This window comes from Streptomyces yaizuensis (genome assembly GCF_034961445.1).
Taxonomy (GTDB): Bacteria; Actinomycetota; Actinomycetes; order Streptomycetales; family Streptomycetaceae; genus Streptomyces; species Streptomyces yaizuensis.
In genome coordinates, this window is sequence record NZ_BSBI01000010.1 from 12341 (window position 1) to 33441 (window position 21101).

17 protein-coding genes and 1 riboswitch are annotated in these 21101 nt (G+C 71.9%); of the genes, 7 read left to right on the plus strand and 10 right to left on the minus strand.

All coding sequences use genetic code 11. From position 1 onward, the window contains the following. Positions 1–90 precede the first annotated feature (90 nt). The 5 genes from SYYSPA8_RS22775 to thrC all read right to left on the minus strand — a co-directional run bounded on the left by SYYSPA8_RS22775 (position 91) and on the right by thrC (position 6381). Entirely contained in the window at positions 91–1650 is a 1560-nt protein-coding gene (locus SYYSPA8_RS22775; RefSeq protein ID WP_323449137.1) for an alpha/beta hydrolase, read from the minus strand. Between the two features lie 348 nt (positions 1651–1998). Next, on the minus strand, positions 1999–3621 hold the full coding sequence (gene groL, locus SYYSPA8_RS22780) for a chaperonin GroEL (protein ID WP_323449138.1): 1623 nt from the start codon (positions 3619–3621) through the stop codon (positions 1999–2001). Positions 3622–4086: 465 nt separating this feature from the next. After that, positions 4087–4290, minus strand: a complete 204-nt coding sequence (locus SYYSPA8_RS22785) for a cold-shock protein (protein ID WP_005315736.1) — start codon at positions 4288–4290, stop codon at positions 4087–4089. 448 nt (positions 4291–4738) lie between these two features. Then, positions 4739–5014 (minus strand): MoaD/ThiS family protein, encoded by a 276-nt coding sequence (locus SYYSPA8_RS22790; RefSeq protein WP_323449139.1) that lies wholly within the window; start codon positions 5012–5014, stop codon positions 4739–4741. Between the two features lie 59 nt (positions 5015–5073). Continuing rightward, positions 5074–6381: a threonine synthase gene (thrC, locus tag SYYSPA8_RS22795; RefSeq protein ID WP_323449140.1), complete on the minus strand. Its 1308-nt coding sequence runs from the start codon at positions 6379–6381 to the stop codon at positions 5074–5076. A gap of 17 nt (positions 6382–6398) precedes the next feature. Further along, positions 6399–6546: riboswitch (SAM riboswitch) on the minus strand. Between the two features lie 181 nt (positions 6547–6727). Between thrC and SYYSPA8_RS22800 the strand changes: the two genes are divergently transcribed. Both SYYSPA8_RS22800 and SYYSPA8_RS22805 read left to right on the plus strand, forming a co-directional pair. Further along, entirely contained in the window at positions 6728–7666 is a 939-nt protein-coding gene (locus SYYSPA8_RS22800) for a glucosyl-3-phosphoglycerate synthase (protein WP_323449141.1), read from the plus strand. A gap of 216 nt (positions 7667–7882) precedes the next feature. After that, complete coding sequence (locus tag SYYSPA8_RS22805; RefSeq protein ID WP_323449142.1) at positions 7883–9298, plus strand: alpha,alpha-trehalose-phosphate synthase (UDP-forming); 1416 nt, start codon at positions 7883–7885, stop codon at positions 9296–9298. Positions 9299–9370: 72 nt separating this feature from the next. Here SYYSPA8_RS22805 and otsB read toward each other — a convergent pair whose 3' ends face one another. From otsB to SYYSPA8_RS22820, 3 genes are read right to left on the minus strand one after another with little or no spacing between them, the layout of a single operon-like run. After that, on the minus strand, positions 9371–10231 hold the full coding sequence (otsB, locus tag SYYSPA8_RS22810) for a trehalose-phosphatase (RefSeq protein ID WP_323449143.1): 861 nt from the start codon (positions 10229–10231) through the stop codon (positions 9371–9373). Positions 10232–10241: 10 nt separating this feature from the next. Continuing rightward, positions 10242–10532, minus strand: coding sequence for a DUF3263 domain-containing protein (locus SYYSPA8_RS22815; protein ID WP_323449144.1), 291 nt, complete (start codon positions 10530–10532; stop codon positions 10242–10244). A 50-nt stretch (positions 10533–10582) separates the two neighbouring features. Then, complete coding sequence (locus SYYSPA8_RS22820) at positions 10583–11857, minus strand: extracellular solute-binding protein (protein WP_323449145.1); 1275 nt, start codon at positions 11855–11857, stop codon at positions 10583–10585. A gap of 271 nt (positions 11858–12128) precedes the next feature. Between SYYSPA8_RS22820 and SYYSPA8_RS22825 the strand changes: the two genes are divergently transcribed. The 5 genes from SYYSPA8_RS22825 to SYYSPA8_RS22845 all read left to right on the plus strand — a co-directional run bounded on the left by SYYSPA8_RS22825 (position 12129) and on the right by SYYSPA8_RS22845 (position 18112). Beyond that, the gene (locus tag SYYSPA8_RS22825; RefSeq protein ID WP_323449146.1) at positions 12129–13022 is read left to right on the plus strand and encodes an SIS domain-containing protein; all 894 of its coding nucleotides are present in this window, start codon (positions 12129–12131) and stop codon (positions 13020–13022) included. Positions 13023–13364: 342 nt separating this feature from the next. Continuing rightward, on the plus strand, positions 13365–14303 hold the full coding sequence (locus SYYSPA8_RS22830; RefSeq protein ID WP_323449147.1) for an ROK family protein: 939 nt from the start codon (positions 13365–13367) through the stop codon (positions 14301–14303). Continuing rightward, on the plus strand, positions 14303–15475 hold the full coding sequence (gene nagA / locus SYYSPA8_RS22835; protein ID WP_323449148.1) for an N-acetylglucosamine-6-phosphate deacetylase: 1173 nt from the start codon (positions 14303–14305) through the stop codon (positions 15473–15475). The genes SYYSPA8_RS22830 and nagA overlap by 1 nt, the downstream gene beginning before the upstream one ends. A 690-nt stretch (positions 15476–16165) precedes the next feature. Continuing rightward, on the plus strand, positions 16166–17092 hold the full coding sequence (locus SYYSPA8_RS22840; RefSeq protein WP_323449149.1) for a 1-phosphofructokinase family hexose kinase: 927 nt from the start codon (positions 16166–16168) through the stop codon (positions 17090–17092). Positions 17093–17260: 168 nt separating this feature from the next. Beyond that, positions 17261–18112 (plus strand): class II fructose-bisphosphate aldolase, encoded by an 852-nt coding sequence (locus SYYSPA8_RS22845; RefSeq protein WP_323449150.1) that lies wholly within the window; start codon positions 17261–17263, stop codon positions 18110–18112. Between the two features lie 18 nt (positions 18113–18130). Here the strand turns inward: SYYSPA8_RS22845 and SYYSPA8_RS22850 are convergent, their stop codons facing one another. Together SYYSPA8_RS22850 and cdgB are read right to left on the minus strand one after the other, a co-directional pair. Then, complete coding sequence (locus SYYSPA8_RS22850; RefSeq protein WP_323449151.1) at positions 18131–19126, minus strand: carbohydrate-binding protein; 996 nt, start codon at positions 19124–19126, stop codon at positions 18131–18133. Positions 19127–19270: 144 nt separating this feature from the next. After that, positions 19271–20911, minus strand: a complete 1641-nt coding sequence (gene cdgB / locus SYYSPA8_RS22855; RefSeq protein ID WP_323449152.1) for a diguanylate cyclase CdgB — start codon at positions 20909–20911, stop codon at positions 19271–19273. Positions 20912–21101 lie beyond the last annotated feature (190 nt).

Sequence of the window (21101 nt, forward strand, 5' to 3'; positions counted from 1 at the left end):
GGGCCGCCGCACCCCCTTGCCGGTGGCCCCTGCGCCGTGCCCCCTGCGCTGTGAAGGGCACAGGGGGCCGGGCGTCATCCGCTCAGCGGATCAGAAGACCGGCTTCGGGGCCCGGTCGGCCGCCGGTCCGGACCGGCGGGAGGTCTGGTCGTCGACGGCGACACAGGTCACGTTCCGCTTCGGCAGCTCGCCGGTGGCCAGGTAGGTGTTCGCGACCTTCACGGCGCAGGGGTTCGGGGCCCAGTTGTAGATGCCGTGCCCCTCACCGCCCTTGACCGACACCAGCCGCGAGCCCTTGAGGGCCTTGTGCATGTCGAGACCGGTGGAGTACGGGGTCTGGGAGTCCCACTCGTTCTGGAGGATCAGCGACGGCACCCGGTTGTCGACCTCGGTGACGGGCTCCGCCGACTTCCCCCAGAAGGCACAGGGCTTGACGCTGGAGGTGAAGTCCCCGAAGAGCGGGTAGCGGGCCTTGTCCCGGATCGCGTCCGCGCGGTACCGGGCCGTGTCACGCGGCCAGGCCTTGTCGTCGTCCCCGCAGATCACGGACCAGGTGGTCTCGATGCTCCCGGGTGTCTCGGGACCGGTCTCCACGGGCCGCGGCGGACCGGCCGGCAGCCCCAGCGAGGCCCGGCGCAGCTGCGCGATGCGCTCCGCCGCCTCCTTGACGTCGAAGAAGTAGGGCCGCAGCATGCGGATCGCGTCGCCGTCCCACTTCTGGCCGTGCAGCGTGATCGGCTTCCGGTCGGCCGTGCGGACCAGCTCCCAGAAGGTGCGGCGGACCTCCGCCGGGGTGTCGCCGAGGTCGTGGACCGTGCCGCGCCGGGCGGTCCACTCGGACCAGCGGGTGAAGGCCGGCCCGGCCTCCTCCGACCACACCTGCATCATCTTCCGCCACCCGCGCTTCGGGTCGACGGCACTGTCCAGGACGAACCGGTCCGCCCGCCGGGGGAACATCTGGGTGTAGACCGCGCCGAGGTAGGTGCCGTACGAGACCCCCACATAGGAGATCTTCTTCTCGCCGAGCACGGCCCGGACGATGTCCATGTCCCGGGCGGTGTTACGGGTGGTGATGTGCGGAAGGCGGTCGCCCTCCCCGGCCCGGCACTTGTCGGCGATCGAGCGGGTGACGGCGATGTCCCGCTGCTCGGTCTCCGGCTTGTACGGGGAGAGGAAATGCGCCTTCTCCTGACCCGTGAGGCCGCAGTCCAGCGGGGAGCTGCGGCCGAGGCCCCGGGGGTCGAAGCCGATCAGGTCGTACCGCTCCAGCACGGACCGGGGCAGGTCCCGGGCGAACAGGAGGGGTTCGCCCAGGCCGGAGCCGCCGGGGCCGCCCGGGTTGAAGAGCAGCACCCCCCGGCGCTTGTCCGGGACGCTGGTCCGCAGCCGGGAGATCTCGACGTCGATCCGCGGTCCGCCGGGGCGCTTGTAGTCCAGCGGCACCTCGACCGTCGCGCACTGGAAGCGGGCGGGCGTCTCCTCGCCGCACCGCTTCCACTGCGGCTTCTGGCTCTCGTACCGCTTCAGCGGGGCCTCGGCGGTGGAAGCCGAGGCAGTGGTGGTGGCCGGGGCCGGCGCCGCCAGTGCCTGGGGGGCCAGCGGGGCCAGCACCCCCAGGGCGAGCAGGGGTATGAGTCCACGTGAACGCATCCGAACGGATCCTTTCGTGGGGCGGGGGAACACCTCACGAAGACCTTGCCGTGCGGACCGGGGCACTGGCGTCCCTCTGGTGGTGCGACCTTCCTACCTCCCTCGGCTGACGGGCCGGGGAGCGTTCACCGCCCCAGGGTGGAGCTGTTCCCGGGAACCCATGACCCGGGTACTGGCCCCCGGGTCCTCCCCGTAACTCCCCTGGGGTACAAGCCCGTTGGGGTCGATGGGGTACGCACTAGGACAGCGCGGGCCTGCGGGGGCAGCGGGCCCGTGCACGCCGAAGGGCGGCACCCCCCTGCCGGGGAGTGCCGCCCTTGTACGGCTGGTACCGCTGATCCCGGGGGATCAGAAGTCCATGTCACCGCCCGGCATACCGCCCGGAGCGGCCGCGGCGGCCTTCTCCGGCTTGTCGGCGATGACGGCCTCGGTGGTGAGGAAGAGCGCCGCGATGGAGGCGGCGTTCTGCAGCGCGGAACGGGTCACCTTCGCCGGGTCGAGGATGCCCTCGGCGATCATGTCCACGTACTCGCCGGTCGCGGCGTTCAGACCGTGACCCGGGGTCAGGTTGCGCACCTTCTCGACCACGACGCCGCCCTCAAGGCCGCCGTTGACGGCGATCTGCTTGAGCGGGGCCTCCAGGGCCAGACGGACGGCGTTGGCACCGGTGGCCTCGTCGCCCTCCAGCTCCAGCTTCTCGAAGACGGAGGAAGCCTGGAGCAGAGCCACGCCGCCACCGGCGACGATGCCCTCCTCGACGGCCGCCTTCGCGTTGCGCACGGCGTCCTCGATGCGGTGCTTGCGCTCCTTGAGCTCGACCTCGGTGGCGGCACCGGCCTTGATGACGGCCACGCCGCCGGCCAGCTTCGCCAGGCGCTCCTGGAGCTTCTCGCGGTCGTAGTCCGAGTCCGAGTTCTCGATCTCGGCACGGATCTGGTTGACGCGACCGGCGACCTGGTCGCTGTCACCGGCGCCGTCGACGATCGTGGTCTCGTCCTTGGTGATGACGACCTTGCGGGCGCGGCCCAGCAGGTCCAGGCCGGCGTTCTCCAGCTTGAGGCCGACCTCCTCGGAGATGACCGTGCCACCGGTGAGGATGGCGATGTCGTTCAGCATGGCCTTGCGGCGGTCGCCGAAGCCCGGGGCCTTGACGGCGACGGACTTGAAGGTGCCGCGGATCTTGTTCACGACCAGCGTGGACAGGGCCTCGCCCTCGACGTCCTCGGCGATGATCAGCAGCGGCTTGCCCGACTGCATGACCTTCTCCAGCAGCGGAAGGAGGTCCTTCACGTTGCCGACCTTGGAGTTCACGATCAGGATGTACGGGTCGTCCAGGGACGCCTCCATACGCTCCATGTCGGTGGCGAAGTACGCCGAGATGTACCCCTTGTCGAAGCGCATACCCTCGGTGAGCTCCAGCTCCAGACCGAAGGTCTGGGACTCCTCGACGGTGATGACGCCTTCCTTGCCGACCTTGTCCATGGCCTCGGCGATCAGCTCGCCGATCTGGGTGTCGGCGGCGGAGATGGAGGCGGTGGAGGCGATCTGCTCCTTGGTCTCCACGTCCTTCGCCTGCTCCAGCAGGGCGGCGGAGACGGCCTCGACGGCCTTCTCGATGCCGCGCTTCAGGGCCATGGGGTTGGCGCCGGCGGCCACGTTGCGCAGACCCTCGCGGACGAGCGCCTGGGCCAGGACCGTGGCGGTCGTCGTACCGTCACCGGCGACGTCGTCCGTCTTCTTGGCGACTTCCTTGACCAGCTCGGCGCCGATCTTCTCGTACGGGTCCTCCAGCTCGATCTCCTTGGCGATGGAAACACCATCGTTGGTGATCGTGGGCGCGCCCCACTTCTTCTCCAGGACGACGTTCCGTCCCTTGGGACCGAGGGTGACCTTGACGGCGTCGGCGAGCTGGTTCATACCGCGCTCAAGGCCGCGCCGCGCCTCCTCGTCGAACGCGATGATCTTTGCCATGTGAAGTGTCCTCCACGGACTGGTGGGAAGCTCTGGCCGGACCGCGCTGGCGCCCGCGACGGACGGCTCCCGCACCTTTGGTGGTACCTGTCCACCGTGGCCCGGAAACCTCACCGACTCGGTCCTTCTTTGTCACTCTCACTCGGAGAGTGCTAACGCCAATGATTAGCACTCGCCCAGGGAGAGTGCAAGCGCCTGGGAGGGAACCGGACCCTCACGGGGCATGGCGCGGGGGCCCGCGCACCGGCCCCGTGCCGGGGCCGCACCAGTCCCGTGCCGGGGGGCGCGGGCCGGCCCGAAGACCCCGGGAACGCATGTGGGGTCCGCACCCCGTTCCCGGGATGCGGACCCCACATGCGTGCGCGTCGTCGGCCGATCGCGTCGCTGTCCTGCGGCGGTGTGACGGGTGGCGCGGGCGCGGTCCGCCCGGTCCGGCCGGCCGGACCCGTCGGCCGTGAACCCGACTCAGACCGCCAGCTTCACCATGTCGGCCTGCGGGCCCTTCTGACCCTGCGAGATTTCGAACTCGACCCGCTGACCCTCTTCGAGAGTGCGGTACCCGTCCATCTGGATCGCGCTGTAGTGGACGAACACGTCCGCACCACCGTCGACCGCGATGAAGCCGTACCCCTTCTCCGCGTTGAACCATTTGACGGTGCCCTGAGCCATGCCTAACTCCCCTATTACTGGCCCTTGCGCAGGACCGCACTTCGCGGACCCGGGTCAGATCTCACCCACCGCGCCAACTCCGTCTAAGACGGGACGAAGGCCCCATAGGTGTGCGCCGGAACGCGTCGACCGCGGCTGAATGTATCTGCCCAACTGCCCTCTGCAACAGGTCAATCGGACGAGAAATCCGGGCACGACGGAAGGTGCAATTACCAAGAATTCACGAAATTCCAGGGCAAGTCGGGCCCGGCAAAGGAGACTTAAGAGACAAAGTCGATGCGCACATTGGCTGCTTCTCATCGCGTCCGGGCGCATTCTCATAGGGCGTCCGGAGCGGCGGGCCCGGGGGCATTCCCCAACTGTAGCGTGCTCAACCATGCAGAATTGCCCCCTCCGTTTGTCTTACGGAGGGGGCAATCGAAGTGACGTTGCGTAAAGGGGGCGGGGATCAGCCGCCGGCCACCGCCGGGATGATCGAAACGCCCGCGCCGTCCGGGGTCGCCGTCTGGAGACCCTGCTCAAAACGGACGTCGTCGTCGTTCACGTAGACGTTCACGAAGCGGCGCAGCCGCCCCTCGTCGTCCAGGACGCGCGCGGCGATCCCGGCGTGGTTCTTCTCCAGGTCGGCGATGACCTCGGAGAGGTTCGCGCCCTGGGCCGGGACCTCGGCCCTGCCGCCGGTGTAGGTGCGCAGGATGGTCGGGATGCGGACGGTGACGCTCATGGCTGGCTCCAGGATGCTGCGGGGAAGGAAGGGGAGACGGGAGGAGGGGCGGAGCGGGCTCAGCCGGCGAGACCGGCGGCGCGGAACGCCTCCAGGCTCGGGCGGATGGTCGCCGTGGGACGGCTGGTCGGGGCGACCGCGTCCAGCGTCTTGAGGCCGTCGCCGGTGTTGAGCACGACCGTGGTCAGCGACGGGTCCAGCACCCCGGCCTCGATCAGCTTCCGGGTCACGCCCACGGTCACACCGCCCGCCGTCTCGGCGAAGATCCCCTCGGTCCGGGCCAGCAGCTTGATCGCGTCCACGATCTGCTCGTCGGTCACGTCCTCCACCGCGCCGCCGGTGCGGCGGGCGATGTCGAGCACATAGGGGCCGTCGGCCGGGTTGCCGATCGCCAGCGACTTGGCGATGGTGTCCGGCTTCACCGGGCGCACCACGTCGTGCCCGGCCTTGAACGCGGCCGACACCGGGGAGCACCCCTCCGCCTGCGCGCCGAAGATCTTGTACGGCCGGTCCTCGACCAGACCGAGCCTGATCAGCTCCTGGAGCCCCTTGTCGATCTTCGTGAGCTGGGAGCCCGAGGCGATCGGGATGACGATCTGGTCGGGCAGCCGCCAGCCGAGCTGCTCGCAGATCTCGTACGCGAGGGTCTTTGAACCCTCGCCGTAGTACGGCCGCAGATTGACGTTGACGAAGCCCCAGCCCTCGCCGAGCGGGTCGCCGATCAGCTCCGAGCAGAAGCGGTTCACATCGTCGTAGGTGCCCTCGATGCCGACCAGTTCGCCGCCGTACACCGCGGCCATGACGACCTTGCCCTGCTCCAGGTCGTGCGGGATGAAGACGCAGGAGCGGAAGCCGGCGCGGGCCGCCGCGGCGCCGACCGCGCCCGCGAGGTTGCCGGTGGAGGAGCAGGAGAGGGTGGTGAAGCCGAAGGCGCGGGCGGCCTCGACGGCGATGGCGACGACCCGGTCCTTGAAGGAGTGGGTCGGGTTGCCGGAGTCGTCCTTGACGTAGAGACCGCCGGTGACGCCCAGCTCACGGGCGAGGTTGTCGGCCTTGACCAGCTGGGTGAGGCCCGGGTTCAGGCTGGGCTTGCCCGCGACGTCCGCGGGGACGGGCAGCAGCGGGGCGTACCGCCAGATGTTCTGCGGCCCGGCCTCGATCTGCCCGCGCAGCTCCTCGGGGGCGGTGTCGGGCAGGTCGTAGGCGACTTCCAGCGGTCCGAAGCACTCGGCACAGGCGAAGATCGGTCCGAGCGGGAAGCGCTGTCCGCATTCGCGACAGGACAGGGCGGCGGCGGGTCCCAGATCGGGAGCGGCGGCGGGGGTGTCGGTGTCGGCGGTGGTGCTTGCGACGGTCTGCACAGCCATGGAGGCGAGGCCCTTTCTCCTCATCTTTCCCATGGCGCGTTTCGCCATGAGACGGATTTGGCACCTTCCCGAGCCGGGAGCCTCGCTGCGCTGTACGCGACGAGACCGGCTGGAGGGTTGCCGGGGCTTCAACGGGCCGTTTCCCTCTGCCCCTCTGGATGAGCGGTATTCGATTGTTGAACGGTTGAACGGTTGAACGGTTGGACGCGTTCGGCGGAGCGAACGAAGGCGGGCCCGACGTGCGCCGGGCCTTCGCGTTGTTCAAGACTGTAACGGAAGGTCCGGAGGGTTGAGATAGTCGTCCGAACCGCGAGATGCGTCACAGGCAGTGGGGAGATGGGCGAACGTGCTCGATGAAGTGGAGCGCTGGCTGGCCGGGCGTTCCTGGTCGGCGGCCGATCGCCCGCTGTCGAGGATCATGGCCGCGAAGCGCTCGGCCACCGTCAGCGTGGTGCTGCCCGCGCTCAACGAGGAAGCGACGGTCGGCGCGATCGTCACCGTGATCAGACGCGAACTGATGGAACGCGTTCCGCTCGTGGACGAGCTGGTGGTGATCGATTCGGGCTCCACCGACCGCACCGCCGAGGTCGCGGAGGCGGCGGGTGCGCGGGTGGTCCACCGGGACGACGTCCTGCCCCGGATACCGGCGCTGCCCGGCAAGGGGGAGGTGCTCTGGCGGTCACTCATGGTGACCAGCGGGGACATCGTCTGCTTCGTCGACGCCGACCTGGAACGGTTCTCCGCCGACTTCGTCTCGGGGATCGTCGGGCCGCTGCTCACCGACCCGGGGGTGAGCCTGGTGAAGGCCGTCTACGACCGTCCGCTCGCCGGGGCCCCCGGCCAGGGCGGCCGCGTCACCGAGCTGGTGGCCCGCCCGCTGCTCAATCTGCACTGGCCCCTGCTGGCCGGCTTCGTCCAGCCGCTGGGCGGCGAGTACGCGGCCCGGCGCTCGCTCCTGGAGCGGCTGCCCTTCCCGGTCGGGTACGGGGTGGAGCTGGGGCTGCTGGTGGACGCCCTGCACACGGTGGGCCTGGACGCCCTCGCCCAGGTCGACGTGGGTTCGCGGATCCACCGCCACCAGGACGGACAGGCGCTCGGGCGGATGGCGGCGGCGATCTACCGCACCGCCCAGCTGCGGCTGAAGCCCGGCCATCTGGTGCGGCCCGCGCTCACCCAGTTCGAGCGGGGCGCGGACGGCTTTGTCCCCCGTACCCATGCCGTGGACACGGAGGAGCGGCCGCCGATGCGGGAGATCCGGGAGTACGCGGCGCGTCGCGCGGCCTGAACACCGACGGCTCGGTGAATATCCCTTTTATGGGACTTATCAGGGTGTACGGGGCTTATCTCTGGTTCCTCGGCGGTCTCGCGCTCAGCCTGGGCGCGGCCGCCGCCGTGGCCTACACGGCCGCCCGTGGCCGGCGGAGGAACCGCTGCGGCGGGCATCCGCCAACCGAGCCGTACGTACGTTTGAGGCGCCCCGGCACGGGCTAGGTTTCGCGACATGGCCCCCGATCCCGCCCACCGCGCCGCCCGAGGCACCGACGCGACCGTTCTCGTCGCCTCCAACCGCGGCCCCGTCAGCTACAGCCTCGGCGACGACGGCGGGCTGACCTCCCGGCGCGGCGGCGGCGGGCTGGTCTCCGGGCTCTCGGCCATCGGCTCCGGCGCCGACTCCCTCTGGGTCTGCTCCGCCCTCGGCGAGGGCGACCGCGAGGCCGTGCGGCGCGGCGTCGGCGAGCCCGGCGTGCTCATGCTCGACATCGACGAGGAGACCCACGCCGCCGCGTACAACGGCATCGCCAACTCGGTCCTCTGGTTCGTCCACCACCTCCTCTACCAGACCCCGCTGGAGCCCGTCTTCGACGCGGAATTCCGCCGCCAGTGGGAGGCGTACGAGCGCTACAACAGGGCCTTCGCCCGCGCGCTCGCCGACCGGGCCGCCCCGGGCGCCGCCGTGCTCGTGCAGGACTACCACCTGGCGCTGGTGCCGGGGCTCCTGCGGGACCTCCGTTCCGACCTGCGCATCGGGCACTTCTCCCACACCCCCTGGGCGCCCGTCGACTACTTCCGGCTGCTGCCCGACGACATCGCCGCCCAGCTGCTGCGCGGCCTCCTCGGCGCCGACCGCACCTGCTTCCTCACCCGCCGCTGGGCCGACGCCTTCGGCGAGTGCGCGGTCCGCGTGCTCGGGCCGGACGCGCTGGCCGGCACCCGGATCGGGGTCCACGGGCTCGGCGCCGACGCGGAGTTCCTGCGGGAGCGCTCCCACCGGCCCGACGTGACCGAACGCATGGCCGCCCTGCGCGAGCAGATCGGCCCCGGCCGGCGCGCGATCGTCCGCGTCGACCGCACCGAACTCTCCAAGAACATCGTGCGCGGCCTCCTCGCCTACCGCCATCTCCTGCGCACCCGGCCCGAGTGGCGCGAGCGCGTGGTCCATGTCGCCTTCGCCTACCCCTCCCGGCAGGACCTCGCCGTCTACCGCGACTACACGGCCGAGGTCGCCCGGGTCGCCGAGGCGGTCAACGAGGAGTTCGCCACCCCGGGCTGGACCCCCGTCGTCCTCCACGTCCAGGACGACTTCGCCCGCTCGCTCGCCGCCTACCGGCTCGCCGACGTCGCCCTCGTCAACCCCATCCGGGACGGCATGAACCTGGTCGCCAAGGAGATCCCGGTGGTCTCCGACGCGGGCTGCGCGCTGGTGCTCTCCCGGGAGGCGGGGGCCCACGAGGAGCTGGGCGAGTACGCGATCACGGTCAATCCGTACGACGTGACCGGCACCGCCGACGCCCTGCACACCGCGCTGACCCTGCCGGAGAAGGACCGGACCCGGCGCACGGAAGCGCTGGCGCGGGCGGCGACGGCGCTGCCGCCCGCGCGCTGGTTCCTGGACCAGCTGGAGGCACTGCGGGCCTGAGCCGGGCGGGCAGGGCGGCCCCGGAGCCCGGCCGCCCGGCCGCCTGGCGCTCGGGTCCGAGCGGTGGGCGCCCTACGGCCGTCCGGTGAGCCGGTCCGCGAGCGCGGCCAGGAAGCCGACCACGGCGGCCGGCCCCGGCAGCAGCAGGTCCGCCCGGTCGGCCAGCTCGGTCACCTCGGTGCTGCCACTGCACACCAGCAGCCCCGGCACCCCGTCGGAGCGCAGTTTCTCCACGGCGGCGAAGGCGGGCAGATCGCCCAGGTCGTCCCCCGCGTACAGCACGGCCTCCGCGTTGACCTCGCGCACGTACTCGCCGAGGGCGACGCCCTTGTCCATGCCCGGCGGGCGCAGCTCCAGGACCATCCGGCCCGGCTCCAGGACCAGCCCGTGCCGGGCGGCGAGATGGGCGAGCGGGTCGCGCAGGGCCTCGAAGGCGGCCGCGGGGTCGCTGGCCCGGCGGGTGTGGACGGCGACGGCCTGGCCCTTCTCCTCGATCCATGTCCCGCTCCAGGCGCCGATGGAGTCCAGGAATCCGGGGAGTTCGGCGCGGACGGCGGCGACCCCGGGGTGCGGGGCGGGCGTCTGCACGGTGCCGGTGACGGCGTCCCAGCGTTCGGATCCGTAGTGGCCGAGGACCACCAGATGCTCCAGACCCGCCACCCCGGCGAAGCCGCCGTAGCGGACGGCGACCCCGGCCGGGCGGCCGGTGACCACGGCGACCGACGCCACCTCGGGCGCGAGCCGGGCCAGCGCGGGCACGGCCGCCGGGTGGGCGCGGGCCCGCTCCGGGTCGGGCACGATCTCGGCGAGTGTGCCGTCGAAGTCGAGGGCGACGACGGATTGCCGGGGGCGGTCGAGGAGTGCGGCGAGTCCGTCCCGGCCCGCGGGCGTCGACGGCGTCGGCAAGGGATGCGCGTGCGGTGGGCTGCCCATGGCGTCGACCCTATCGGCGCGCGCGCCTCTCGTCCCTGACCCTGCGCAGCCGGTTCACGGTGACCGGATCGTGGGCCAGCGCCCGGGGGTCGTCGAGCAGCGCGTTGAGCAGCTGGTAGTAGCGGACGGGGGAGATCCCGAGCCGTTCGCGGACGGCCCGTTCCTTGGCGCCGGGGCCCGGCCAGGAACGCCGTTCCATCGCGAGGACGGCCCGGTCCCGGTCCTTGAGCCCGTCCGGCGCGGGGGCCGGCGGCTGCTCCGGCGCGGGGGCCGGGTCGGGGCGGGCGGTGTCGTCGGTCATACGTCCAACATAACGGCCCGGCCGCCGCCGGGCCCCGGAGCCGGTGAGGGCTACTCCTCCCGGTTCTCCGCTTCCTCCGCCTTCTGTGCCAGGTCGGCGAGTACGGATTCAGGGGACCGCCCCGGCTCCATCGTGCGGCCGATGTTCTTCTTGATCTCCTCGTTCAGCGGGCCCCAGGAGGTCTTGTTGAGCGGGGGCAGCAGCGAGGTCGGCAGCTCGACCAGGAAGTCCTTGAGCGCCTTGTGCTCGGGGTCCACCTCCATCGCCTCGGACGCGCTCACCGTCGGCGGCAGCAGATCGTTCTGCGAGGCGAACGCCATGACGTTCTTGTCGGTGAAGAGGAAGTTGAAGAACTTCCCGATCTCCTCGCGGTGGCCGTTCTCCTTGAACCCCATGATCCAGTCGGCCACGCCCGCCGTCGTCTTGGGCTTGCCGTCCTTGCCGGGGACCGGCACCTGGCCCAGGTCGATCCCGGCCTCCTCGGCCTTCCGCGCCAGCGAGGGATGGCCGTTGAGCATGCCCACCTCGCCCTTGTTGAACGCCTTGAACGCGTCCTCCCGGTTCAACTCGCCCGGAGCGCCGGGGCCGGTGAGGCCCGGCTCGACCAGATTGCTCTTCACCCACTTCAGGGCGGACTGATTTTCCTTGGAGTTCAGCGCGTACGAACCACCGGGATCCACAAAGCCGTTGCTGCCGCCGCCGAGCATCCACAGCATGGTCTCGATGTGGGCCTCCTCCGGCCCGAGCGGCAGCGCGTAAGGGTACTTGACCCCTGCATCCTTCAACTGTGCGGCTGTGTCGCGCAGTTCGTCCCAGGTGGTCGGGGCCTCCGTGATCCCGGCCTCCGCGAACAGCTCCTTGTTGTAGAAGAGCAGCCGGGTGGAGGCCGCGAACGGCAGCCCGTACTGCACCCGTCGCTGTTCTCCCGCGTCGACGAGCGGGCGCAGGAAGTTCGACTGGACGGGTATGGAGAGGAGTTGATCGGCGCTGTAGAGCTTGTCGTCGTCGGCGTAGTCGGCGTACGTGCCGATCTGCGCGATGTCAGGAGCCTTGCCGTCCTTGACCAGTTGGGCGACCTTCGCATGGATCTCGGTCCACGGGACGATCGTCGCCTCGACCTTGATGTCGTGCTTGGACTCGAACTCCTCGACCAGGTCGGCCCAGTAGGTCTTGGTGCTCTGGGCGCCGTCGACGTTGTACTCCGCCGCGATCAGCTTCAGCGTGACATCGCCGGACGAACCTCCCGACGCCCCGCACCCGGTGAGGGCGATCGTCGTTCCCAGAGCGGCAGCCGCCGCCGTCAGAGTGAGCAAGTGCCGCTGCAAAACGCTTCTCCCACTGTGCAGTTCACTGTTTCCGCGCGGTAAGCCGCCGTTGACGTCCACCGGGATGAGCAGCGATTTTCCACCATGGGGGCGTCAATGGTCCATGCCATGCGGTCTCACTTCTGCAACGTCTGACACGCAGCGTTCCTGCGGAACGACCCGCCGCCGGGCACCATTGCCCGGATGTGTCCCGGCCTGCTAAGCACGTCTCGGCACGAAGAGGTCAGGTGCCGGTCCGAATACACGTGTAGGCGCGAGGAGTGCATACGTCATGTCCCGTACGGCAGAAGAAATAGCCACCCAGCCCGCCTGCTGGCGGCGTGCCGCGCGGGCGGCGGCGGACTTCGGCGGATTCCCCCGGCCCGGGGAGCGGGTCGCGGTCACCGGGTGCGGGACGTCCTGGTTCATGGCGATCGCGTACGCGGCGCTGCGGGAGGCCGCCGGGCAGGGGGAGACGGACGCGTTCGCCTCCTCCGAGTTCCCGGCGGGCCGGGCGTACGACCGGGTGGTCGCGATCACCCGGTCCGGCACCACCACGGAGGTGCTGGAGCTGCTGGAGGGGTTGAAGGGAAAGGTCCCGACGACGGCGCTCACCGCCGACCCGGCGACCCCGGTGATGGCGGCGGCCGACGAGGTGGCGGTGCTGGACTGGGCGGACGAGGAGTCCGTGGTGCAGACCCGGTTCGCGACGACGGCGCTGGCGTTCCTGCGGGCGGGCCTGGGGGAGATCCCCGGGGTGAAGTCCGTCGACGCGGCGGCGGTCGACGCGGAGCTGGCGGTGACGGAGCCGCTGGCGGAGGCGGTCACCGGCGCGGAGCAGTGGACCTTCCTGGGCCGGGGGTGGACCTACGGCCTCGCGCTGGAGGCCGGGCTGAAGATGCGGGAGGCCGCCGGGGCGTGGACGGAGGCGTACCCGGCGATGGAGTACCGGCACGGCCCGATCTCGATCACCGGCCCGAACCGGGTGACCTGGGTCTTCGGTGAGCTGCCGGAGGGCCTGGCGGGGGATGTCGCCCGGGTCGGCGGCCATCTGGTCGCGCACGCGTCGGCCGATCCGCTCGCCGATCTGATCCGCGCCCAGCGGCTCGCGGTCGCCCTGGCGGAGGCCCGGGGCTTTGACCCGGACCGCCCGCGCAACCTGACCCGGAGCGTGATCCTCCCCTGACCCGCCGGCCGGGAAGTCCCCGACCGACCCCGGGTCCCCTGGACTCCTCGGTTCCGGTGCGCCGGGCATGGCGGGGCCCGGCACGGGTTTCCGGCCATCCGTTACGCGGTTTCCGGCCGCGCCGGGCCCCGCCACGCCCGGCGCACCCGCCCCGTACGCATCCGTACGAGCGGCCCCGCGCGGGCCCGCCCCGGCCCGGCCCGCGCCCGGCGTTCCGGCGGAATCCGCCGGTCAGGGCGGGTGTGAGGCTTCCGTAAGGAGGCCGTGGGGGTTTGTACGGTCGGGCAACAATCGCAGCTAGTGGACTAGACCTTTCGGGTGGTCTCGCGCCAGACTGTCCACGTGAGACACGTCATCGCCCTCGATGTGGGCGGCACCGGCATGAAGGCCGCCCTCATCGGGCCGGACGGAGCCCTTCTCCATGAGGCCCGCCGCGCCACCGGGCGCGACCGCGGGGCCGATGCCGTCGTGCAGTCCATCATCGACTTCGCCGCCGACCTTCGCGCGTACGGCCGGGAACACCTCGGTGAGTTCCCCCTCGCCGCCGGAGTGGCCATCCCCGGAATTGTCGACTCCGAGGAAGGCATCGCGATCTACTCGGCCAACCTCGGCTGGAATGACCTGCCGCTGCGGGCCCTGCTCGGCGAGCGGCTCGACGGCCTCCCCGTCGCCCTCGGCCAGGACGTCCGCGCCGGCGGGCTCGCCGAGGGCCGCATCGGCGCCGGCCGGGACGCGGACCGCTTCCTCTTCCTCCCGCTCGGCACCGGCATCGCGGGCGCCATCGGCATCGCCGGCACCATCGAGGCCGGAGCCCACGGCTACGCCGGCGAGATCGGCCATGTCGTCATCCGGCCCGACGGCCCCCTCTGCAGCTGCGGCCAGCGCGGCTGCCTGGAGACCATCGCCTCCGCCTCCGCCGTCTCCCGCGCCTGGGCCGAGGCCAGCGGCGACCCGGACGCCGACGCCGCCGACTGCGCCAAGGCCGTCGTCTCCGGCGACCCCAGGGCCGTCGCCGTCTGGGCCGACGCCGTCGACGGCCTCGCCGCCGGACTGGTCACCGCCCTCACTCTCCTGGACCCCCGCACGATGATCATCGGTGGCGGTCTGGCGGAGGCCGGGGAAACCTTGTTCACACCGCTCAGGGCCGCCGTCACGGAACGCGTCACGTTCCAGAAGGTGCCCTCGATCGTTCCGGCAGCCCTCGGGGACACCGCCGGATGCCTGGGCGCGGGGCTGCTCGCCTGGGACCTGATCTCCACCGACTCGGAGGTAACCGCCTAATGGCCGCTCGCGCCGCACTCGCCGACAGCGCCGCACGCGTCGACAGCACCGTCCTCACCGGAGCCCGGGTGGTCCTGCCGACCGGGACCGTCGAGAACGGCCGGCTGATCGTCGACGGTACGAAGATCGCCGGTGCGGCGCCCGAGGACGCGCCCACCCGCGACCTGACCGGTCACTGGATCGTCCCCGGCTTCGTGGACATCCACAACCACGGCGGCGGCGGAGGCTCCTTCACCGGAGGCGACCCCGAGGCCGTGCTCAAGGGCGTCCGCACCCACCTCGAACACGGCACGACCACCGTGGTCGCGTCCCTGGTCACCGCCGACATGGACCGTCTCGCCCGGCACGCGGGCACCCTCTCCGAACTGGTCGAACAGGGCGACCTCGCGGGCATCCACTTCGAGGGCCCCTTCATCTCCCCCTGTCGCAAGGGCGCCCACAGCGAGGAATTCCTGCGCGACCCCGACCCGGCCGAGGTCCGCAAGCTCCTCGATGCCGCCCGGGGCACCGCCCGCATGGTCACCCTCGCCACCGAGCTGCCCGGCGGCCTCGACTCCGTACGCCTGCTCGCCGAGCACGGAGTGATCGCCGCCATCGGCCACACCGACGCGACCTACGAGCAGACCGTGGCCGCCATCGACGCGGGCGCCACCGTCGCCACCCACCTCTTCAACGCGATGCCGCCACTGGGCCACCGCGCCCCCGGCCCGATCGCCGCCCTCCTGGAGGACGAGCGGGTCACCGTCGAGCTGATCAACGACGGTACGCATCTGCACCCCGCAGCCCTCGAACTCGCCTTCCACCGGGCCGGCGCCCACCGCGTCGCCTTCATCACCGACGCCATGGACGCGGCCGGCTTCGGCGACGGCCAGTACCAGCTCGGCCCCCTCGCCGTCGATGTCGTCGACGGCGTGGCCCGACTGGTCGACGGCGGCTCGATCGCCGGCTCGACCCTCACCCTGGACACCGCCTTCCGCCGGGCCGCCACCGTCGACCGCCTCCCGGTCGAGGACATCGTCCAGGCCATCTCCGCCAACCCCGCCCGGCTCCTCGGCATCGACGACCGCGTCGGCTCACTGGAGCCCGGCAAGGACGCGGACCTCGTCGTCCTGGACGAGGACTTCCGGCTCAAGGGCGTGATGCGGCGAGGCGTTTGGGTGATCGAGCCGTAAATTCTGCAGGCTCGGTTCGCCTCCGGGGCGCTGCTCGGGGGCGGGGCTCCGGTTCGGTGCGGGAGATCCGCGGGTCGGCCACGGGCGGGGGCACCACCACGGGGTGCGGGCGGTTGTCCGGCGCGGGCTCCGCGCGGCCTTTATTTGCAGGCTCGGTTCGCCTCCGGGGCGCTGGTGCGAGTGTCGACGGTCGATCGTGCTCTGGTCCTCGTTCCTCGGACCTTCCGCGCGTTCTCCCTTTCGACACCCGCGGCGCCCCTTCGGCTCACTCGCACGGGGCCCAAGGCGAAGGGGCGGAGGCGGCCGTCCGGTGCGGGTGCGCTCCTGCGGCTCACTCGCACAGGGCCCAAGGCAAAGAGGCGGAGGCGGCCGTCCGATCCGGGTGCGCCACTACGGGCCATGCGCGGCGGGGGGAACCGCCAGGTCGGAGGCGGCCGGCCGGTAGGGGGTAGCCCCTGCGGCTCGCTTGTGCCAGGGCCAACGCCACGAGCGGAGGCGGTCGTCCGATCCGGGAGTCGGCTCATTCCCGCGCGGGGCCCCGTCGCAGGGCGTAAACGGACGTACCGGCCGGGAGGAACCGGCCGAAACGGTAAGGCGGTTGGTCCAGGGTCTGGGCCAACCGCCTTCCGTTTGGCATGATCAGGACGGTACGCGCAGGGAGCGGCCGACCTGGCCGGAAGGGGTGGCACGGTGATCCTGACGGTCACACTCAACACCGCCCTCGACATCACCTACACCGTGCCGGCGCTCGCCCCGCACACCAGCCACCGCGTCGGCGAAGTCGCCGAACGCCCCGGCGGCAAGGGCCTGAACGTCGCCCGGGTGCTCGCCGCCCTCGGTCACGACACCGTCGTCACCGGCTTCGCGGGCGGCCCCGTCGGCGCCGTGCTCCGTGAACTCCTCGCCCCCCTCGGCCCCCGGGACGCACTCGTCCCCATCGCCGGCAACACCCGCCGCACCATCGCCGTCGCCGATCTCGCGTCCGGCGACACCACCCAGCTCAACGAGCCGGGCCCGGTCGTCTCCCCCGGCGAGTGGGCCGCCTTCCTCGACACCTACACCGCCCTCCTCGCCGGGGCGCGGGCCGTCGCCCTCTGCGGCAGCCTGCCGCCCGGCCTCCATGTCGGGGCCTACGCCGACCTCGTCCGCAGGGCCCGTGCCGCCGAGGTGCCCGTCCTCCTCGACACCAGCGGCGAACCCCTGCGCCGGGGCATCGCCGCCCGCCCCGACCTGGTCAAACCCAACGCGGACGAGCTGGCCGGGCTCACCGGGTCCCGCGAGCCGCTGCGGGCCGCGCGCGATGCCCGCCGCCGGGGGGCCACCGGCGTGGTCGCCTCCCTCGGGTCCGACGGCCTCCTCGCGGCCACCCCCGACGGCGTCTGGTGGGCGACCCCGCCCGCCCCCGTACGCGGCAACCCCACCGGAGCGGGCGACTCCGCCGTGGCCGCGCTCCTCGCCGGGGTGGTCGGGGGGCAGCCCTGGCCCCGCACCCTGGCCCACGCGGTCGCCCTCTCCGCCGCCACGGTCCTCGCACCGGCGGCCGGCGAGTTCGACCGGTCCGCGTACGAGGAACTGCTGCCGCGCGTCCGGGTCACCGACCGCGCGGCGGCGGCGTGACGGACCGCGCGGCCCCGGCGTGAGCCCGCGCCCGGCACCCCGGTCCCGCACCCGGCCCTGCTCCCGGAGCCGCATCCGGCCCTGCTCGCGGACCCGGACCGGTCACCCCCCGTACCCCCGGGCCGTACCACGGACCCGGCGCCGTCCGGAAAGTGAGAAGAACGCACCATGCCGCTCGTCAGCACCGCCGAACTCGTCTCCACCGCCACCGCCGAGCACCGCGCCGTAGCCGCCTTCAACGTCATCACCCTGGAACACGCGGAGGCCATCGCCGCCGGAGCCGAGACGGCGGGCGCGCCCGCGATCCTCCAGATCTCCGAGAACGCCGTCCGCTTCCACGGCGGCCGGCTCGCCGCGATAGCCGCCGCCACCGCCGCCGTCGCCCGCGCCTCCACCGCGCCCCTCGCGCTCCACCTCGACCACGTGGTCTCCACCGGCCTCCTCCACGAGGCCGCCGGCGCCGGCTTCGGCTCCGTGATGTTCGACGCGTCGAAACTGCCGTACGAGGAGAACGTCCGCGCCACCGCCGAAGCGGTCCGCTGGGGCCATGGCCACGGCATCTGGATCGAGGCCGAACTCGGCCGGGTCGGCGGCAAGGAGGGCGAGGCTCCGCTCGACGCCCACGCCCCCGGGGTGCGCACCGACCCCGCCGAGGCCGCCGCCTACGCCGCCGCGACCGGCGTCGACGCCCTCGCGGTCGCCGTCGGCTCCGCGCACGCCATGACCGAGCGGACCGCGTCCCTCGATCACGCGCTGATAGCCCGGCTGCGCGAGGCCGTCCCGGTGCCGCTGGTGCTGCACGGCTCCTCCGGCGTGCCGGACGACGAGATCCGCGCGGCGGTGGCGGCCGGCATGGCGAAGATCAATGTGGGGACGGCGCTGAACACGGCGTTCACCGGCTCGGTACGGGAGTTCCTGGCGGGCGACGGCCGCACGGTCGACCCCCGCAGGTACCTGGCCCCGGCGCGTGACGCGATGGCCGGGACGGTCGCCGCCTTCCTGGGGCTGCTGCGCCCGTGATCCCCTCGGGGGCGGGGCTCAGCGGCGCGTGTGCCCCGCCGTCAGCCACACCTGGTCGATCAGGAGGGCGTCGCAGGAGTCTCCCGACTCGCACGAGATCTTGAGATCGTTCTTGCCCTGCGGGAGCTTCATGTAGGAGTAGGTGTAGGTCCACTTGTCCCACTCGCCGTCCCCGGCGCCCGCGAAGTTGTCCATCCGGATCGAGCGCGGGGCCTCGTCGTTGACGGTGAGCGAGGTCTGGGCGTTCTTGCCGGGCACGTTGAAGGTGATGTGCAGGGTGTAGTCGCCGCCCTCCGGGACGTCCAGCGACCAGGCGGCGGAGCTGCCGGTGCCGTTGAACGTCACATAGGCGTTGCCGGTGCCCTTGGCGCCCTTGATCGTGTTCTCCGCGCGGGCCGGGCCGCCGAGCCGCAGCGTGGCCGCGTCCTCCTTGGGCAGTCCGGCGGACTTCGTCGGCGACGGCGGCGGCGACAGCTCGTCCTTGGGCTCGCCGGGTTCGGCGGGCGCGCTGGCGCTGACCTGCGCCGCGGGCTGCTTGTCGCCGTCGGCCTGGTCCTTGTCGCCCCCGGTGTTGTTGATCACGGCGGCGGTGATCCCGGCGACCACGGCCAGGACCACGGCGACCGCCGCGATCATCAGGACCTTGGTGTTGGGGCCGCGGCCTCGGCCGCCGCTCCCGGAGCCGGACTGGGGCGGTACGGGACGGGTCGGCGCTCCGCCGGGGTAGGTCTCGGGCGCGGCGTACTGCGCGTGGGGCTGCCCGTACGGCTGCTGCTGCGGCGCCTGCTGCTGGTGCGGTGCGTGGTGCCCGCCGTAGGTCCGCTCGCCGACCGCGCGCACATGGTTGTAGGAGGTGCGCGGGACTCCGGGCTGGGGCGTGCCGGGGCCCGGGTAGCCGTAACCCCTGCCTCGGCCCGAGGGTGATGTGGCGCCCGCCGCGTTCCCGTCCTCGTACAGATACCCGAACGGATCGTCGTCCTCGGGCGTGCTCGCGCCGTTGTTCCCGGCCGTCATCCCTGGTCCCTCCTCACCTTCGTCAGCCCTACGCCGACCCCGGCGAGCCTACCCGGTTCCGATTAACGGATCGGGTGGTGTCGGCCGCTCTCGGGCGCGATCGTCACAAGAACAGGACATGACAGCGCGGGGGGAACGACGGGGTCAGCCCGCGCGCCGGTGCACCTTGGAACGGGACCGCTTCTCCATGTACATCCGCTGGTCGGCGGATTGCAGCACCTCTTCGACCGACATGCCGCAACTCGCCCAGCTGATACCGAAACTGGCACCGACCCGGACCGGCCGGCCGTCCACCCGGATCGGCAGGATGATGGCGTTCCGCAGTCGTACGGCGAGATCCGCCGCGTCCGCCGTGCCCAGGCCGTCGGCGAGGACGACGAACTCGTCACCGCCGAGGCGGGCGACGGTGTCGCCCTCCCGCACCCCGGTGGTGAGCCGGTGCGCCACCTCGACCAGGACGGCGTCACCGGTCTGGTGTCCGAAACGGTCGTTGATGGACTTGAAGCCGTCGAGGTCGCAGAAGAGGACCGCGAGCCCCTTGGTGCCGTCGTCGACCTCGTCGTCGGGGGCGACGACGTGCACATGATGGTCGTACGGGGTGCCCGCCGGGCCGAAGTCGAAACCCTCGGCGTTGAAGAGCGACCCGGTCTCCGCGTCGTAGCCGGTGTCGCCGATGTCACCGCCGGCGCCCCGGTCCACGGCGGGCCGGTCGCAGAGCCGGGCGCTGAGCCGGGCCCTCAGTTCGGCGCTGTTGGGCAGCCCGGTCAGGGCGTCGTGCGAGGCGCGGTGGGCGAGGGCCAGCTCATGGCGCTTGCGGTCCTCGATGTCCTCGACGTGGGTGAGGAGGAACCGGGGGCCGTCGGCGGTGTCGGCGACGACCGAGTTCCGCAGCGAGACCCAGACATAGCTGCTGTCGCGGCGGCCCAGGCGCAGTTCGGCGCGGCCGCCCTCGGCGGAGGTGCGCAGCAGGGTGCCGATGTCCTCGGGGTGGACGAGGTCGGCGAAGGAGTAGCGGCGCATGGCGGACGCGGGCCGGCCGAGCAGCCGGCACAGGGCGTCGTTGGCCCGGAGCAGCCGGCCGTGCTGGTCGCCGCCCATCTCGGCGATGGCCATGCCGCTGGGCGCGTACTCGAACGCCTGCCGGAAGGACTCCTCGCTGGCGCGCAGCGCCTGCTGCTCGCGCTCCAGGCGCACGAGGGCGCGCTGCATGTTTGCTCGGAGCCGGGCGTTGCTGATCGCAATGGCCGCCTGGGAGGCGTACATCTGGAGCGCTTCCTGTCCCCAGGGGCCGGGGCGGCGCCCGTTGCGGGGCCGGTCGACGGAGATGACGCCGAGGAGTTCGCGGCCGCCGCCGGAGCTGAACATGGGCGCGTAGAGGCGGTCGGCGGGGTGCCACTCGTCCTCGAAGCGGGGTTCGGGGCCCTCGGTGTGCCACTGCGGCACGTCGTCCTCGATGAGCACCCAGCCCTCGGTGTGCGGGATGAACCGCAGCTCGCCCCAGGCCTCGCCCATGGAGAGCCGGCGGTCCCAGGACTCGCGGGGGCCGATCCGTCCGGTCATCAGGGCCTCGGCGGCGGCGCTCCCGGCGAAGGCGGCGACGACGAGATCGCCGTCGGGTCGGACCAGGTTGACGCACGCCAGCTCGTAGCCGAGGCCGGAGACGACACCGTCGGCGACGGTCTGGAGGGTGTCCGCGAGGCTGCGGGCGGTGTTGAGGTCCGCGACCACCTTGTGCAGCTGCCGCAGGGTCGCAAGACGGACGTAGGGCTCCGACTCGGTCTCCATGCTCGCTCTCCCCGAGACCTCGACAGCAGACTCCAGTGGTTCTTCAACGTTGTTCTTGTTGCGGTATCCCGGCCACTGAATCACAGCGAGCTGTCCACCCGGTACACAGGGTCAACAAATAAGGCTCTCTGTGACTCAAGTCACATGGTCGGATCAATCGCCCGGGGATTCGCCCGGTGGGCCGCGGCGT